Below are 15790 nucleotides of genomic sequence, written 5' to 3' on the forward strand. Positions count from 1 at the left end.
CGCTTTTTTGCGCGCGGATGAGCCGTGTTTCCAAAAGCTGGGCTTCAAACGCTGGGCGGCGGCTCCACCGGCCCCTGGCGTGCCCGTTGGCGTTTGACCAGTTGGGTAATCACGCCGTAGCGTGGCCCTGCTAGAAAGGCGAGCATCAGGAATACGCCAGTCATGACGGCCATCATGCCGCCAATGGAGACGTTGAGATACACTGCGAGGTAGTAGCCAGAAATACTCGAGGCGATAGAAATTAGCGCACCGATGATAAACATCATCCACAGCCGGTCGGTCAGCAAATAGGCGGCGGAGGCGGGAACAATGGCAAAGGCGATAAACAGCACCGCGCCTACCGCATCAAAGGCCGCTACGGCAGTGGAACTAGTTAGCATTAGCAGTACATAGAAAAGAATCGAGGGCATAAAGCCGAACGTTTTGGCCAGCGCCGGATCGAAGGTGGCCAGCTTCAGCTCCTTATAAAAGAGTCCGATAAACGCGTAGTTGAGCACCGTCATCACGCTCATCGATACCAGCGCCTGAGGGATGGGCAGGCCGAAGATGTCGAGTGTATCCAGCCAGACAAAACCGATCTCCCCGAGCAGCACGGTATGCGTGTCGATATGCACATCATTGGCATAAATATTCAACAGCAGCACGCCGATAGAGAACAGAGCCGGGAAGACCAGGCCGATAGCGGTATCCTGCTTGACCCGTTTGGTGCTCGCTAAGGCTTCGGTGAGCAGGACGGTTAACAGCCCAGTGAGGGCGGCCCCGATCAGTTGTACCGGCCCGCTCTGTTGCTTGGTCAGCAGCCAGACGATGACGATGCCAAACACAATCGAATGGCTGATTGCGTCGGATAACATGCTGTTGCCGCGCAGCACTAAAAAGGTGCCCACCGCCGAGGAGGCGATGCCTACCATCGCGCCCACTAGCATAATGGGCAGGGCAGTTGTGGTCAGTAGCTCTGCCATCATGATGCTAATTCCTCAAAGGCCGCGACCACTCTTCTAGCCTCCGCCTGGCCCTGTGCCGTTAGCCCCCAGCCGTCGTCGCTTGGGGTGGCACCGCGTGGAGAGCGGATTAGGTAGCCTTGCTGCTTAAGCTTGTTGAGCATCCTGCGTGAACCGAGTGTTGAGGGGGCGCATGAGGGATCGGCCGAGTGTTTATATAGCGCATAAAGTAGCTGCTGTTTCTGCAGCGCTGACTTCTGGCGATAGTGCTTTATCACACCCCACAGCAGGCCACGGCCGGGCGCCAATGCCAACGATATAAGCACGATGGCGGTTGCGGTAAGGACAATCAGCGGGCCGGTTGCCAGGCCACGCGATAGGGTGCTGATGGTTGCCCCTGAAACACCACTGACAATACCGACGCCTGCGGCGATGGTGAGCATGCCGCCTAGGTGGCGGCTCCACTGTCGGGCGGCGGCCGCGGGTGCCACGATCATGGCGGCCATCAAAATCACACCGACCATCTGCAGGCCGACGACGACCGCTAGCGCAACCATAGCGGTGAGCGATGCTTCAATCACGGTGATAGGCATGCCGAGCGTGCGGGCGTACTCCGCATCAAAGGTGACCAGCTTGGCCTGTTTCCAGAAGACGGCAAGCAGCAGCAGCGTAACCAGCGTAATGCTGCCCATCACCCATAAATCGGAGCGCAGCGTCGCGGCGGCCTGGCCGAAAAGAAAGGCCTCAAGACCGCCCTGGGAGGCGTTATTGGTACTCTGGATATAGGTGAGCAGAACGATACCCACGGCAAAAAAGATACTCAGGCAGGTGCCCAGGGCTGCGTCCGTTTTCAGGCGGCTTAAGCGCGTCAGCATCAGCATAATCAGCGCGGCGGCGGAGCCGGTGATCAGTGAACCAATAATAATCCCGCCAATATCCCGGCTGCCGGTGATGATAAAGCTTAAACAGATGCCGGGAAGGGCTGCGTGGGAAATTGCGTCTCCCAGCAGGCTTTGGCGACGCAGCACCGCAAAACAGCCCAGCGGGCCGCTGATCAGCCCCAGCAGCGAGGCGCCAATGACTACATTCTGAAAGGTGTAGTCAGATAAAAGCTCAAGCCACACCATGGGTTACTTCACCTTTGAGGCGGAAAACATTAACGATTCATTGTCGTTAAGTAGCGCGATTTGGCCGCCGTAAGCCTGGCGCAGGTGATCGATCTTGAACACCTCCTCGGCCTTGCCGCTGGCGATGACTCGCACGTTGAGTAGCAGTAGCCAGTCAAAGTAGGTGCGAACCGTTTGCAGATCGTGGTGTACCACAATCAGCGTTTTGCCCGCGTCGCGCAGGTGGCGCAGGATATCGATAATGGCCCGCTCGGTGGTGGCATCGACGCCAGCCATGGGTTCATCAAGAAAATACACATCGGCCTGTTGCACCAGCGCGCGAGCCAGAAACACGCGCTGCTGCTGGCCACCAGAAAGCTGGCTAATCTGTCGTTCAGCGAAGGCGCTCATACCGACCATTTCAAGTGCTTCCTGCGCTTCATGGCGCTCTTTGCGACCCGGTCTCTTGAGCCAGCCCAAGCGCCCGTAAAGCCCCATGGTGACCACATCCAGCGCCGTGGTGGGAAAATCCCAGTCAACGCTTGAGCGCTGGGGCACGTAGCCCACCCGTTTACGCTGTGTGGCGTAGGGCCGTCCATGCACCATCACCTCTCCCGACAACGACGGCACCAGCCCAAGCAGGCTTTTGATCAACGTACTCTTGCCCGCCCCGTTAGGGCCGACAATGCCCGCCATGACACCGGCGGGGATATCCAGATCGATATCCCATAGCACGGGCTGGTTATGGTAGCTCACCGTCAGGTTTTTAATGCTCAGTGCGGTGTCTGTAGGGTTGAATATCGCCATGGATGCACTGCCTTATCGAATGCTTATTGAGCGAGTTGCCACTCGCTGGCCCAGTCATCCAGTGCCTTTGGCAGCGGGGCCAGCGAACCGCCTAGCGCCTCGACAATGTGCTGGGTGTTACGGTAGATCATGCCCATATAGGTACCATCTACCGTGCCTTCATCGCCCATGGCGTCGGAATAAAGCTGGCCGCCGATGGTCACATCATGGCCTTGCTGCCTTGCGGCATCGATCACTGCCTGAATGGTGCGCGGGTTGATGGTGCTCTCGACAAATATGGCGGGCACGTTACGGGCAACAACGCTATCCGCCATGCTGCGAATATCGGCGATCCCAGTTTCGGTTTCGGTACTGATGCCCTGAATCCCTTCCACCTCAATGTCATAGGCACGACCAAAGTAGCTGAAAGCGTCGTGGGCGGTGACAAGAATACGCTGCTCTTCGGGGATGCTGGCAATGCTCTCTTTAACCCACTCATGCAAGGCTAGCAACTGAGCCTGATAACGCTCGGTATTGGTTTCAATCGTCGTGGCGCACTCAGGGCGTGCTTCGCTCAATGCATCGCTTAGGGTGGGCAGTGTTTGGGCCCATAAAGAGACATCCATCCACAGGTGAGGGTCGACTCCGTAGACATCCTGAGCGGTGATCAACGACGCCGGATCAATGGAAGCGGGCGCCACGGCAAGCGTGGGTGTTCGTGCCGAGAAATTCTCCAGCACACTCCCCAGCTGTCCTTCCAATGAGTAGCCTGAATAGAGAATGTGTTCGGCGCCCCGCAGCAAGGCCACGTCGCTAGCGCTTGCCTGATACAGGTGGGGGTCTACGCCGGGGCCCATCATGGCTTCCACATTAACGCATTCGCCGCCTACTTCCTGCGCTACATCGGCAATCATCCCAATCGTTGCCACCACGTTTAAGGGCGTTTCATCGGCAGTTGCCAACGCACTAAAAGGCAGCGTTCCCAATAGAATCACGGCATATTTTGTTGCCATTATTTAGCTCCAGACTCGTCATGAGGTAGATGGGCTGAAATTGCTTTGTGTAAACTGATTGTCCCGAGGAAAGAAGTATAGCCTTGGCTAAGTTTGTGGCGCTATTCATGAAATGTCAAGCGGATAAAAGACGCTGAGGTGAGCTGAAAGGGGTATCTGAGTATTGCGGGAATAAACGTAAGACGGGCTACTAACGCGCCTTTGAAATCTGCTAAGAACGGTTTAAGTTATCCACACCCGGTTCAAAGTCTTGGATCGGGTTGAAATGGCAGTGCCTCGGCTGTCGCGACGATTTGATCGAATAAGGGGTGTGCCGGGTTGAGCATGTAGTTGAGCTCTCTCGGCACGACCACGCTTGGCACTGCCAGTGCCAGACTTTGGTCTGAGGCCAGCCAGCCATCGCCAAGTTCAGCGGTCTCTGCTGGCGCTGGGGCTTCCTGCCAGTTTTCTGGTAGATCTTCTGCGCCAACGCTTAGAATACTGTCGGCTGGTAGCGTCAGGCGCAGCAGCGCATACGCATTGAGCAGCCGATAGCTTTCCAGATTCACCATAATTTCCAGTAGTGCCAGCGACTCGGAGCTTGCCACATACACACAGGCATTCCCTGGGCTGTTCCAGCGCCCACCGTAAAGCCGTGCGCCTTCGCCATCAAACGCTGTTTCCTGAAACTTACGCTTAACCAGCCGATAGGCGGTGACCTCGCTCATACCGAGACCCCGTGCTCCAGCCGCCCGATCAGGTTCAACACCGTTTGATACTCTGCCGATGTGGCGCTCATTTCGACAGGGCGACGACCGCCTAGCCCGGCATTGGGTTTGAGTAGCCAGGCGCGAGCCCCCTCTATGTCACCCTCGAACAGATCCAGCGCCGCCTTGAAAAGCTCAGCAAAGCGATACAACCGGTCACTCTCTGCCATTTTGAAACGGCCCGATTTGGCGCGACGGCTAAGCGTAGCAGAGGGAATATCCACGTAACGCGCCAGCGCCTTCTGCTCAATACCTGATACCTTGGCAATCTGGGGATAAACACGATACTCCACCCCTTCATGCAACAGCTCATGCAACTTGCGGCCTCTGGCTGGCAAGCCAATTTGTTGCCAGAAACCGGACGCCAAAGCTTTGGGTGGCTGGTATTGAGTGAAGTGGATATCCATAATGTTATCCTCATTTGATACTTCAAAAGTCTATCATTTGATATACATGATGCTTTTACCGCCGTCAAGTGATGCACATGACAGAAGATATCTGGCGGGCTTATTCGCTAAAACCCTGCTCTGTGTTCGGTTGACGAAAATGCTTGGCGTGTAATATTGGCTGTTGATCAATAAGAAGCAGGTGGGGTATGCGCTATAAAGATAAACATCAGCTCGCCGCCGAGTGGCAAGCGCTTCTGGAGCGTACGCCCAAACCGTTGCGGCAAGCAGTCGAGACGTTGGTAGAGCACCACGGGCAAAGCTTTGCTGACCACTTTTACCGGGTGATGTTGGAAGACCCGCATGCTTCGCTGTTTCTCTCCAACGATCAAGTGGAGCAGCGTTTACACCCCTCAATGCAGCGCTGGCTGAAGGCCATGTTTGCCGTTGAGCACGCCGATTTTGAGTCCCTGGTTGAGCAGCAGGAAAAAGTGGGGCAGGTGCATGCCCGCATCGATATTCCGGTCAACCTGGTGCTAAGTGGAGCGCGGCAGCTTAAGCAGGTGTTTTATCAACAGATCAACGCCACGTTCAAAAGCCCGCTATCGCCGGGGGATGCCTCGGTGTACGTCTCCGACCATATTGATATGGCCATGGAGATCATGAGCCACGCCTACTCGGTGGCCAGTGACCGTAATGCGCGCACCGAAGAGGCGTACAAGCTGTTTTCACTCACCCAGAGCATTGGCGACGAGCGTGAACGCCAGCGTTCGGCGCTGTTGAATTGGGAGAATGCGCTGATGTTTGCCATAGCCGCCCAGCAGGATATCGCCACGCTGCCGCGGTTATCCAATTCCGATTTTGGTCTGTGGTACTTCCATAAAGCGTGCCATGCGTTCGAGGGTGTGCCAGAGATTGCTACTATTTCACACCATATTCAGCGAGTGGATCGTGAGTGGCTGGAAGCCCTGCAGCATGAGGATATTAACCAACGGCTCAAGGCGCTGGGCGAGATTCGTGATGCCGCCCGCACGGTATTGATGCTGCTCGACAATGTGTTAGAGCGCGCCTCCGGTTTGGATGCAGGGCGCGACAGCTTAACCCGGTTGCTCAACCGCAAGTTTTTGTCAGTGGTGCTTAGTCGCGAAATAGACATTGCCCGCCACTCGGAGCACTGCTTTGCGCTGTTGATGGTAGATATCGATCACTTCAAATCGATCAACGATACCCATGGGCACGACGCCGGCGACAACGTGCTGCAGCAGGTGGCGAGCATCCTTGATCGCTCCACCCGTGGGGGTGATTACGTGTTTCGCATGGGCGGTGAGGAGTTTTTGATTGTGCTGGTCAATACTGACCATGACGGCAGCCGGTTATTTGCTGAGCGTTTACGCCAATCGGTGGCTAAGGAGCCGATGCTCGCCGGTGCCGATACGCTGCTTAACGTGACGATTAGCGTGGGTGTAACGCTTCACGATGGTCACCCAGACTATCACCACTCCCTGCAGCGTGCTGATCAGGCCCTTTATGAAGCGAAGCGCGGCGGGCGTGACCGGGTCGTTGTGCAGTAATGGTGTGAAGAGTGAGTGCAGGCTGAGCACTAAGCAAGTAGTGAGTGCATTTATTTGGTGCATTTGAGGTCTGATGTGGTGCTGTTTTGGTGCGCCTAGATGCGTGGCACTGCCAGTCACCGCCGTTCATCCCTACCATTGACCGCACAGCAGGGCTTTTCACCATTTTGGCGCATTAATTGCTTACCTATGTCAAAGGCTTAGTGAAAAGGAAGCGGTAGCAACCCATGATCCTGTGCGAACTCGCCAAACCACACATTGCCTCTGGCCACCGCTTCGATGCAGGCCGCCATTGGGCAGCTTCGTTAGCACTCACCTTCGCTCATCGGGGCAGTGCTACTCGCATGGTGCAGGCGCGTCATCAGGGACCACTGCGGGTGCAGCGCCCTTTCTATCCCGAAGGGCGTAGTGAGGCTTGTCATGTTTATGTGCTTCACCCGCCGGGCGGGTTAGTCAGCGGCGATGCGCTTACCATTAGTGCCCATGTAGAGAGCGGTGCCCATGCGCTGCTGACGACTCCGGCTGCCAATAAACTCTATAAAGCCGACAGCCAGGGCGTGGCATGGACGCAGCATACCCGGTTGAGCGTTGAAGATGGCGCGACTCTGGAGTGGCTGCCCCAGGAGACCATCGCCTTTGATGGTTCCAAGGGTGAACAGCGCACCCAAATTGACCTTCACGGCAGCGCCCGTTGCCTGGGCTGGGAAGTGATGGCACTGGGCCGCCCGGCCAGCGACTTACCCTATGTTTCCGGGCGTATTGAGCAGCACTTCCGCTTAACCCTGGATGGCAAACCGCTGTGGCTAGAGCGCCAACCGCTAGACCCACTACACCCACGCTTTGCCGGGCGCTGGGGGCAGGGCGGTGCCACGGTGCAGGCCACGCTCTGGGCAGTGGGGATTGCCGACGCGCCTGCTGCCATTGAAGCCTTGCGTGAAGCGCTGCCGGATAACCCGCGCTGGGCGGTCACCGTCCGCCACGGTGTTCTGCTGCTGCGCTATTTAGGCAACTCGCGTAACGAAGCCTGGGCGTTATGCGAACAGGCTTGGCAACTGCTGCGCCCCCGCTGGATCGAGCGTGAAGCACATACACCACGAATTTGGCTAACCTAATTAGCATCACTGCGATGCACTGCTGGAGACACATTCCATGGAATTAACCCCAAGAGACAAAGACAAGCTGCTGCTGTTCTCAGCCGCCCAATTGGCGGAGCGCCGCAAGGCGCGTGGTTTAAAACTCAATTACCCGGAAGCGGTGGCGCTGATCAGCTTCGAGATTATGGAAGGCGCCCGGGATGGCCGCAGCGTAGCGGACTTAATGAGCTATGGTCGCGAAATCCTTAGCCGTGAGGATGTGATGGACGGTGTCGCCGAGATGGTCGACGAAGTGCAGGTGGAAGCCACTTTCCCCGACGGCACCAAGCTGGTCACTGTCCATACGCCAATTGTGTGAGGGGTTAATTGTGAGGAGTGAGGGGTGGATTGTGAGGGGTGAGGAGTGAATAGTTAGGGGTGAGTAGTAGTGGGTTACGCACCCCTCATACCTCTCTCTTTACACCTCACACCTCACACCTCTCGCCTAACACCTCACAAAAAAACAAAGGAGCAACCAAATGATTCCCGGTGAGTACAAGTTAAAAGAAGGTGATATCGAGCTGTGCGCGGGGCGTGAGCGGATTAGCGTCGAGGTGGCCAATACCGGCGACCGCCCGATCCAGATCGGCTCCCACTACCACTTCGCCGAAGCTAACCCGGCGCTGGTGTTTGATCGCGATAAAACCCGAGGCTTTCGTCTGGACGTGGCCGCAGGCACGGCGATTCGCTTTGAGCCTGGCCAGACCCGCGAAGTCACGTTGATTCCCTTTGTGGGCAAGCGCGAAATTTACGGTTTTCGCGGCGATGTCATGGGCGCGCTCGACGGAGGTAAACAATGAAACCGGTTAATAAGATCAGTCGGCAAGCCTATGCCGATATGTATGGCCCCACGGTGGGCGACCGCGTACGCCTAGGCGATACCGAGCTTTGGATTGAAGTCGAACAAGACGCCACCCACTACGGCGATGAAGTGAAGTTCGGCGGCGGCAAGGTCATCCGCGACGGCATGGGTCAAAGCCAGCGCGCCGACGACACGGTGATGGATACCGTGATTACCAACGCACTGATTCTGGATTGGTGGGGTATCGTCAAAGCCGACGTGGGCATTCAAAACGGCCGCATCGCCGCTATTGGCAAGGCAGGCAATCCTGACGTACAGCCTGATGTTGAGATCATCATTGGCCCCGGCACCGAAATCATCTCCGGCGAAGGTAAGATCCTGACCGCAGGCGGTATCGACTCCCATATTCACTTTATCTGCCCCCAGCAGGTCGAAGAAGCGCTGATGAGCGGCGTGACCACCATGCTGGGCGGCGGCACCGGCCCGGCGACCGGCACCAACGCCACTACTTGCACCCCCGGCGCTTGGCACATCGGCAAAATGCTCCAGGCGGTGGACGATATGCCCATGAACATTGGCTTTCTGGGAAAGGGCAACGCCAGCCTGCCTGAGTCCCTGGAGCTCCAGCTCCAAGCGGGCGCCATGGGGCTCAAATTGCACGAAGATTGGGGCACCACGCCCGCCTCAATCAACAACTGCCTCAACGTGGCGGATGCCTACGATGTGCAGGTGGCGATCCACACCGACACCCTGAACGAATCGGGCTTTGTGGAAGACACCCTGGCCGCGTTCAAAGAGCGCTGCATTCACACCTACCACACCGAAGGCGCGGGCGGCGGCCACGCCCCGGATATTCTCACTGCCTGCTCGAAAGCCTACGTGCTGCCCTCTTCTACCAACCCAACGCGGCCCTACACCGTCAACACCATCGACGAACACCTCGATATGCTGATGGTGTGCCACCACCTGGATCCCAATATCCCCGAAGACGTGGCCTTCGCCGACTCACGCATTCGCCGGGAAACCATCGCCGCCGAGGATATCCTCCACGATTTGGGCGTGATCTCGATGATTGCCTCGGATTCCCAAGCCATGGGGCGGGTCGGTGAGGTGGTCTGCCGCACCTGGCAAACCGCCCACAAAATGAAGGTGCAGCGCGGCCTGCTGCCGGAAGATGAGGCCCTGGGGGCCGATAACCTGCGCGCCAAGCGCTATATCGCCAAGTACACCATTAACCCTGCGATCACCCACGGTATCGCCCATGAAGTCGGCTCCATCGAAGTCGGTAAGCTGGCGGATCTGGTGCTTTGGAAACCGGCCTTCTTTGGCGTCAAGCCAGCGATGATGATCAAAGGCGGCATGATTGCGGCGGCGCCCATGGGTGATCCTAATGCCTCGATTCCCACCCCGCAGCCGGTGCATTACCGCTATATGTTCGGCGCTTTTGGCCGTGCGGCCAGCCAAACCCGGCTCAGCTTTGTCAGCCAGGCCGCGCTGGATGCGGGCATCAAAGAAACACTGGGGCTAAATAGCGAACTAGCGGCGTGCAAAAACGTGCGCCAGGTGCGCAAGCAGGATATGAAGCTGAACGATGCCTGCCCAGAACTAACCGTCGACCCGCAAACCTATGAAGTGCGCTGCGATGGCGAAATTTTAACCTGCGAGCCCGCCACCGAGCTGCCGTTGTCCCAGCGCTACCATTTGTTCTAAAAAAGTGGGCGACACCTCCACAGTCAGGTTAGCCGGGGTAGCTCGTAGTGAGGGTCTTTTGCCATGGATGGCAAAAGTAGCTTACAAGGATGTATTTACAGCGCCCTCACGTAGAGCTACCCCGGCTAGGCCGCGAAAATTTCAACGGGACTATAGCAATGCTGAAACTGATAGAACGTTTAGGGCCAGTGGAGGAGCGCGCCGCTAGCGATACGCTCACGCTGCCCTTTGAGCTACGTATTCGCGGGCGCTTAAAAGCCCAAAGCGATAGCGGCCGCGAACTGGGTCTGTTTCTGGATCGCGGCCCGGTGCTGCGCAGCGGCGAAGGTCTAAAAGCCGAAAGCGGCGAAGTGGTGCGTGTCTGCGCAGCGGTAGAACCGGTGGTTACCGCGCGAGTGAGTGCTGGCTTACCGCTGGCACGGCTGGCCTACCACCTGGGCAATCGCCACGTACAGCTGGCGCTGGGTGAAGATGAAAAGGGCGGCTGGGTGCGCTTTCCGCCGGATCACGTGTTGGAAGAGCTCGCCGAGCTATTAGGTGCCGAACTAGAGCACCACAACGCAACGTTCGACCCGGAGCCGGGTGCTTATAACCAAGTAGGTGGCGGACATTCACATGGTCATTCACACGACCACGATCATGACCACTCGCATGAGCACCACCATGCCCACTGAACTCACTGCGCTAGAAAGCCAAAGTGATGAGCTAGCGCTGCTAGGGCTGATGCAGTTGGTGAGCCCAGCGTTGCCCATCGGCGCCTTTGCCTTTTCCCAAGGTCTGGAAAGCGCCTTTGAGCTGGACTGGGTGCGCGATGAAGCCAGCCTCGCCGAGTGGCTAAACGGTGTGCTGGAAGATGGCTTAACCCGCTGCGAACTGCCAGTGCTGGCGCGGTTGCACGATGCGTTTGGTCAGGCGTTTGGCCAGGCGGACATGGCAGAAGGTCGTAAATCAATTGCCGCGTGGGATGAGTGGCTGGCTGCCACCCGGGAAACCGCCGAGCTCGCCGCCGAAGATAGCAGGCTGGGCGCCTCGCTCAAACGCCTACTGGGCAGCTTGAACTTATTGCCGAGAGAGCAGCAGTTGCCAAGTGAAGACTTACTCCCACCCTTGCTTCCGCCCCAAGCAGGTTATGTAACGCTGTTTGCCTACACGGCCCACGTCCGTGGCGTGTCTGTTCGCCAAACGCTGCTGGGGTTTGCCTGGGCGTGGATGGAGAACCAGCTAGCGGTGGCCTGTAAAGCCTTGCCGCTTGGCCACACCGCTGCCCAGCGAGTAATTGAACAACTGCGCCCCGCGCTAGTGAATGCCGTTAATCAGGCACTTACGCTGGATGATGAAGAGCTGGGCCCGGTGCTGCCCGGTCTGGCACTGGCTAGCGCCTTGCACGAAACCCAATATTCGCGCCTGTTTCGAAGTTAGATGGCCTAGAAGTTAACGAGGAGAGAACAATGACTCACTGTTTACGCGTTGGTGTGGGTGGCCCGGTTGGTTCCGGCAAAACTGCACTGCTCAAGCAACTCTGTTTAGCGCTGCGTGATTACTACGATATCGCCGTAGTCACTAACGATATCTACACCCGCGAAGACGCCGACTTTTTGCTCAAGCACGATGCCCTACCTGCGGATCGTATTCTGGGCGTAGAGACCGGCGGCTGCCCGCATACCGCGATTCGCGAAGACGCCTCGATGAATCTGGCGGCCATCGATGAGCTACAGGGGCGCCATCCCAAGCTAGAGCTGGTGATGGTGGAGTCGGGCGGCGATAACCTCTCGGCGACCTTCAGCCCCGAGCTTTCCGACCTAACGCTCTACGTCATCGACGTCTCGGCAGGCGACAAAATCCCCCGCAAGGGTGGGCCGGGCATTACCAAATCGGATCTACTGATTATCAATAAAATCGATATCGCCGAGCAGGTGCACGCCTCACTAGAGGTAATGGAGCGCGACTCCAAGAAAATGCGCGGCGAGCGGCCCTTCGTGTTCACCAATCTTTATGACGGAGTAGGGCTTGAGGAGATCATCCGCTTTATTCTCGATAAAGGGATGCTGGATGAGCGGCGTCCGCAGGCCGAAGTGACCGCTAGCTAACGTCAATCGACCCGCGTAATTGGCTGGCGATTGGGGTCGACGTGCCATGGCAAGCCAAGGCGGGTATTGCGTTCCAATTCGGCAATCACCTGGGCGCCCAGCAGTAAAATGATGGCGCCCACTTCCAGGCTAATCAGTACGACCACCAGCGCTGCCAGCGAACCGTAGACGGCGTTAACGAACGAGAGATTGGCGAAATAGTAAACCAGCAACAGGCGAACCCCCTCCCACAGCAGTGCTGCCACAAAGCCTCCTACGATTGCCCGACGTAAGGCGATGCGCACCACCGGCAGCACTTTGTAGATAGCGCTGAACAGCAGGAACACCCCAGTGAAACTGGCCAGGTTAAGCACCGGCTCTGAAAATCCCGCCAGCGGTAGTTCACGTTCAAATAGCAGCATTACCAGCGTATTGAGCGAACTGGCCAGGGTGACTACCAGCGTGAGAACCATAAGCGCCGCCCCCAGTACCACCATAAAGGCGTAGGGCAACATTACCGAAACCCAAACGCTGCGCTTGATATGCGGGCTATCCGGCGCATGGAAAATGATCGCCAGGGCGTCTTCCAGCATACGAAAGGCAAATGAGCTGAACAGGAGCAGAATGGGAAAGCTCAGAATGCCAATCACATCTCGCGATTCCAGCAGGCTGCGAACGGCCTCCAGCAACACCTCCGCGTGGGCAGGCGCCATATGGCGTGCCTGTACGGCCAGCACATTGAGTAAGTGCTGCTGATCGACGACTTGGGTTAACAGCACAACGAGCACGGCAAAAAGCGGCACGATAGAGAGCAGGATGTTGTAGCCCACTCCGCCGGCCAGCAGGACACCGTGATTTTTCAGGAAATTGCGTAATACGCGCCAAGCAAAGTGAGCCAACCGAGGGAGCAGGAGCAAGACAGCGCTAACAAATGGGTGGTTTCGAACCATGCTTGCTATTCTCCTTGGACATTAGGCCCTATCGCCATGATACGCTGATGGCAATGGCAAATAACAAGGGCAAATATCAAGGAAGTCCCGAATTGCCTGATCTGGCTTCAGGAGAGAGTAGTAAGAGGCAGAAGCTAACTCACCGCCCAACAAACAAAAAGGTCGCCCTGACCAGGCGGTAGGGAGGTCAGGGCAACCGAAGATTGTGGTTAAGCGACTTGCTTAAAACGGGCCATCCCTGGCCACCACATCCTCACAGTGAACCTTTACTTTATGAATAACCTTAACTTAGGTTATGAACCTAATTATTAGTTGCTAATTATTTGAATCTTAAGTAAAAAAATAAAAAAACTGGTAAAGTTCGTGCACTTTAGGTCGATAAGGCTCCTATAACTACTAAAAACTCTTCACTCAAGACTGACTCTGGAGCTTGCTCACATATGTCCACTCCTTCTGCTCCCAAACGAGCCCTTGGTTTACAAACCAAGGTGCTGATGCTTGTACTGCTCCCTCTTCTGTTAGTGACGGTTGTGCTGGTCGGGTTTAAAGCCTACAGCAGCGCCCAAGACACCCGCGATACGTTGGCAAACCAGCGTGAAATGCTGATTGAAGAGCGCCGCCATGCGGTGCGCGATATCGTCCAGATGGCGACTTCTGCCATCGAGCCCATTTACGAACAAGCCGGTGCCAACGATGAGGCAGCCAAACAGCGGGTAGCCGAGCTGGTGCGTTCCATGCGCTTTGAAGATAACAACTACGTTTTTATCTACGACTATGACGGTAACAATATCGTCACGGCGCCTGCACCGGAGCGTGAAGGTACCAACATGATCGACGCGCAAACCCCCGATGGCACTTATCTGATTCGCGAGATCATTCAGCTTGCTCAGAGTGGCGGGGGCTTCTACAGCTATATGTGGGATTACCCAGGTACCGACAGAATTGAACCCAAGCACTCCTTCGTTGACCGCCTTGAAAAATGGGATTGGCTCATTGGTGCAGGCGTTTACGTCACCGATGCTGACGATGCTATTGCCGAACTTGAAGCCGCGGCTGCCGCCGATTTGCGCCAGGGCATTATATTTGCCTCCTTGTTGGGTCTGGGTCTATTTATTGTGATTGCACTGATAGCGTATGGCTTGGTGCGTCGCACGCTGGGGCCGATCAAGCGCACTACTGCGGCTATGCACGATATTGCCCAGGGGCGCGGTGATTTAACCCGTCGCTTAGCAGTTGAAAGCGGTGACGAAATTGGCGAGCTTAGCGTTCAATTCAACGCCTTTGTAGCGCGGATGCAGAACACGCTTCGTGATGTACGCAGCAGTACGCTCAGCGTGCACCAAGCGGCGGGGGAGATCTCACAAAGCTCCGATGAGCTCGCCACCCGTACCGAGCAGGCGGCCGCGAACCTGCAACAAACCTCCGCTTCCATGGAAGAGATCACCTCGACGGTTAATCACAGCGCCGACAATGCCCAGCAGGCCAATACGCTGGTGCAGTCTACTGCTGATGTAGCCCGCGAAGGTGAGACCTCGATGGGGCAGGTGGAAAGCACCATGAGCGATATTAACGACTCTGCATCGCGCATCAGTGACATCATCAGCATGATCGATTCGATTGCCTTCCAAACCAATATTTTGGCGCTTAATGCCTCGGTGGAAGCCGCAAGGGCAGGTGAGCATGGCCGCGGCTTTGCCGTGGTGGCACAAGAAGTTAGGGTTCTGGCCAGTCGTTCCAGCGATGCTTCCAAAGAGATTCGTGCGCTTATTGATGCATCGGTTCAGCACACTAACTCCGGTGCGAAGCTGGTACGCAGCGCCGGTGATACCATGCGTGAGATTGTCTCCAGCGTGGCGAAAGTCACCGATGTAATCGGTGAGATCACCGCTGGCGCTAAAGAGCAGAGCAGCGGTATTGGCCAGATCAACACTGCCGTGGCTGAAATGGACACCATGACCCAGCAGAACGCCGCCATGGTGCAGGAGTCCACCACCGCTGCCGCCAATATGCGCCGCCATGCGGAGCACCTGAATCAGTTAATCAACTCCTTCGTACTTGGTGACGATGAGCCCACGCCGCGGCACGAAGCGCTAGCGTCTCCGGCCCCTCAGCAACGTGGCAGTGATAGCGCCATGAAGCGCCCTGCGCTTTCATCGCACTCCTCATCACAGCCATCATCAAAGCCCTCACCGGCAAAGCATGCTGCAGATGAGTGGGAAGAGTTCTAACGTTCACTACCAGTGCTTGTGATATCAGCGCTTGGGAAAGATGGGTATAAAAACGGGGCTTGCCATTTGGCAAGCCCCGTTGCGTTAACGACGGTGATGCTTATCCGGCATGCCGCCTGGCCAGTCCTTCAGCCAGCAAGATGACGGCCCGCTTTGCCAGCGGTGAAAGCGGGGCATCCTCGCGCTCCAGTGTGGCGACCAGGCGATGCTTCATGGAGCGTGCCCAGAAGGTTTCCAGGTGGCGGCAGGTGGCCGCTGCCGCCGTTTCTTCATCGCGACCGCCGCCCAGGTTAGCGGCGATCTGGTTGGTCATGTGAATCAGCTGGTTATCGTGGTGCGACGACATGGTGTA

At 56.8% G+C, this 15790-nt stretch carries 17 protein-coding genes; 9 read left to right on the forward strand and 8 right to left on the reverse strand.

The window, feature by feature from the left end; all coding sequences use genetic code 11:
- Positions 1 to 44 precede the first annotated feature (44 nt).
- The 6 genes from AC4EYZ_RS13550 to AC4EYZ_RS13575 form a co-directional block, all read right to left on the reverse strand.
- Positions 45 to 965 (reverse strand): metal ABC transporter permease, encoded by a 921-nt coding sequence (locus AC4EYZ_RS13550; RefSeq protein WP_278371020.1) that lies wholly within the window; start codon positions 963 to 965, stop codon positions 45 to 47.
- The gene (locus AC4EYZ_RS13555) at positions 962 to 2068 is read right to left on the reverse strand and encodes a metal ABC transporter permease (RefSeq protein ID WP_035539242.1); all 1107 of its coding nucleotides are present in this window, start codon (positions 2066 to 2068) and stop codon (positions 962 to 964) included. Before AC4EYZ_RS13555 ends, AC4EYZ_RS13550 begins: the two co-directional genes overlap by 4 nt.
- A gap of 3 nt (positions 2069 to 2071) precedes the next feature.
- The gene (locus AC4EYZ_RS13560; RefSeq protein ID WP_041157262.1) at positions 2072 to 2854 is read right to left on the reverse strand and encodes a metal ABC transporter ATP-binding protein; all 783 of its coding nucleotides are present in this window, start codon (positions 2852 to 2854) and stop codon (positions 2072 to 2074) included.
- A 23-nt stretch (positions 2855 to 2877) separates the two neighbouring features.
- Complete coding sequence (locus AC4EYZ_RS13565; RefSeq protein ID WP_009286156.1) at positions 2878 to 3846, reverse strand: metal ABC transporter solute-binding protein, Zn/Mn family; 969 nt, start codon at positions 3844 to 3846, stop codon at positions 2878 to 2880.
- A gap of 242 nt (positions 3847 to 4088) precedes the next feature.
- Entirely contained in the window at positions 4089 to 4553 is a 465-nt protein-coding gene (locus tag AC4EYZ_RS13570) for an RES family NAD+ phosphorylase (RefSeq protein WP_414122682.1), read from the reverse strand.
- The gene (locus AC4EYZ_RS13575) at positions 4550 to 4999 is read right to left on the reverse strand and encodes an Xre family toxin-antitoxin system antitoxin (protein ID WP_474192715.1); all 450 of its coding nucleotides are present in this window, start codon (positions 4997 to 4999) and stop codon (positions 4550 to 4552) included. Before AC4EYZ_RS13575 ends, AC4EYZ_RS13570 begins: the two co-directional genes overlap by 4 nt.
- 188 nt (positions 5000 to 5187) lie before the next feature.
- On the opposite strand from AC4EYZ_RS13575, the gene AC4EYZ_RS13580 reads away from it, so the two are divergent.
- From AC4EYZ_RS13580 to ureG, 8 genes are all read left to right on the forward strand, one after another.
- On the forward strand, positions 5188 to 6549 hold the full coding sequence (locus tag AC4EYZ_RS13580) for a diguanylate cyclase (protein WP_138799486.1): 1362 nt from the start codon (positions 5188 to 5190) through the stop codon (positions 6547 to 6549).
- Positions 6550 to 6776: 227 nt separating this feature from the next.
- Positions 6777 to 7661 (forward strand): urease accessory protein UreD, encoded by an 885-nt coding sequence (locus AC4EYZ_RS13585; RefSeq protein WP_009286154.1) that lies wholly within the window; start codon positions 6777 to 6779, stop codon positions 7659 to 7661.
- A gap of 37 nt (positions 7662 to 7698) precedes the next feature.
- A complete protein-coding gene (locus AC4EYZ_RS13590; RefSeq protein WP_022521353.1) occupies positions 7699 to 8001 on the forward strand; it encodes an urease subunit gamma in 303 nt (100 codons plus the stop codon).
- A 160-nt stretch (positions 8002 to 8161) separates the two neighbouring features.
- Positions 8162 to 8482, forward strand: a complete 321-nt coding sequence (locus tag AC4EYZ_RS13595; RefSeq protein ID WP_027957896.1) for an urease subunit beta — start codon at positions 8162 to 8164, stop codon at positions 8480 to 8482.
- Positions 8479 to 10194 (forward strand): urease subunit alpha, encoded by a 1716-nt coding sequence (gene ureC, locus AC4EYZ_RS13600; protein ID WP_490203821.1) that lies wholly within the window; start codon positions 8479 to 8481, stop codon positions 10192 to 10194. Before AC4EYZ_RS13595 ends, ureC begins: the two co-directional genes overlap by 4 nt.
- A gap of 158 nt (positions 10195 to 10352) precedes the next feature.
- Entirely contained in the window at positions 10353 to 10868 is a 516-nt protein-coding gene (ureE, locus tag AC4EYZ_RS13605) for an urease accessory protein UreE (protein WP_474192388.1), read from the forward strand.
- Positions 10858 to 11613: an urease accessory protein UreF gene (locus AC4EYZ_RS13610; protein WP_230804989.1), complete on the forward strand. Its 756-nt coding sequence runs from the start codon at positions 10858 to 10860 to the stop codon at positions 11611 to 11613. Before ureE ends, AC4EYZ_RS13610 begins: the two co-directional genes overlap by 11 nt.
- Positions 11614 to 11642: 29 nt before the next feature.
- Positions 11643 to 12281 (forward strand): urease accessory protein UreG, encoded by a 639-nt coding sequence (gene ureG, locus AC4EYZ_RS13615; protein WP_041157258.1) that lies wholly within the window; start codon positions 11643 to 11645, stop codon positions 12279 to 12281.
- Positions 12282 to 12283: 2 nt separating this feature from the next.
- Here the strand turns inward: ureG and AC4EYZ_RS13620 are convergent, their stop codons facing one another.
- Positions 12284 to 13210, reverse strand: coding sequence for a YihY/virulence factor BrkB family protein (locus tag AC4EYZ_RS13620; protein ID WP_027957892.1), 927 nt, complete (start codon positions 13208 to 13210; stop codon positions 12284 to 12286).
- Between the two features lie 440 nt (positions 13211 to 13650).
- Here AC4EYZ_RS13620 and AC4EYZ_RS13625 point away from each other — a divergent pair, with 440 nt between their 5' ends.
- Positions 13651 to 15438: a methyl-accepting chemotaxis protein gene (locus AC4EYZ_RS13625; RefSeq protein ID WP_474192389.1), complete on the forward strand. Its 1788-nt coding sequence runs from the start codon at positions 13651 to 13653 to the stop codon at positions 15436 to 15438.
- Positions 15439 to 15538: 100 nt separating this feature from the next.
- On the opposite strand, the gene AC4EYZ_RS13630 is transcribed toward AC4EYZ_RS13625, so the two are convergent.
- Entirely contained in the window at positions 15539 to 15784 is a 246-nt protein-coding gene (locus AC4EYZ_RS13630; RefSeq protein ID WP_027957890.1) for a formate dehydrogenase subunit delta, read from the reverse strand.
- Between the last annotated feature and the right edge of the window lie 6 nt (positions 15785 to 15790).

This window comes from Vreelandella sp. 162(4c) (genome assembly GCF_058152265.1).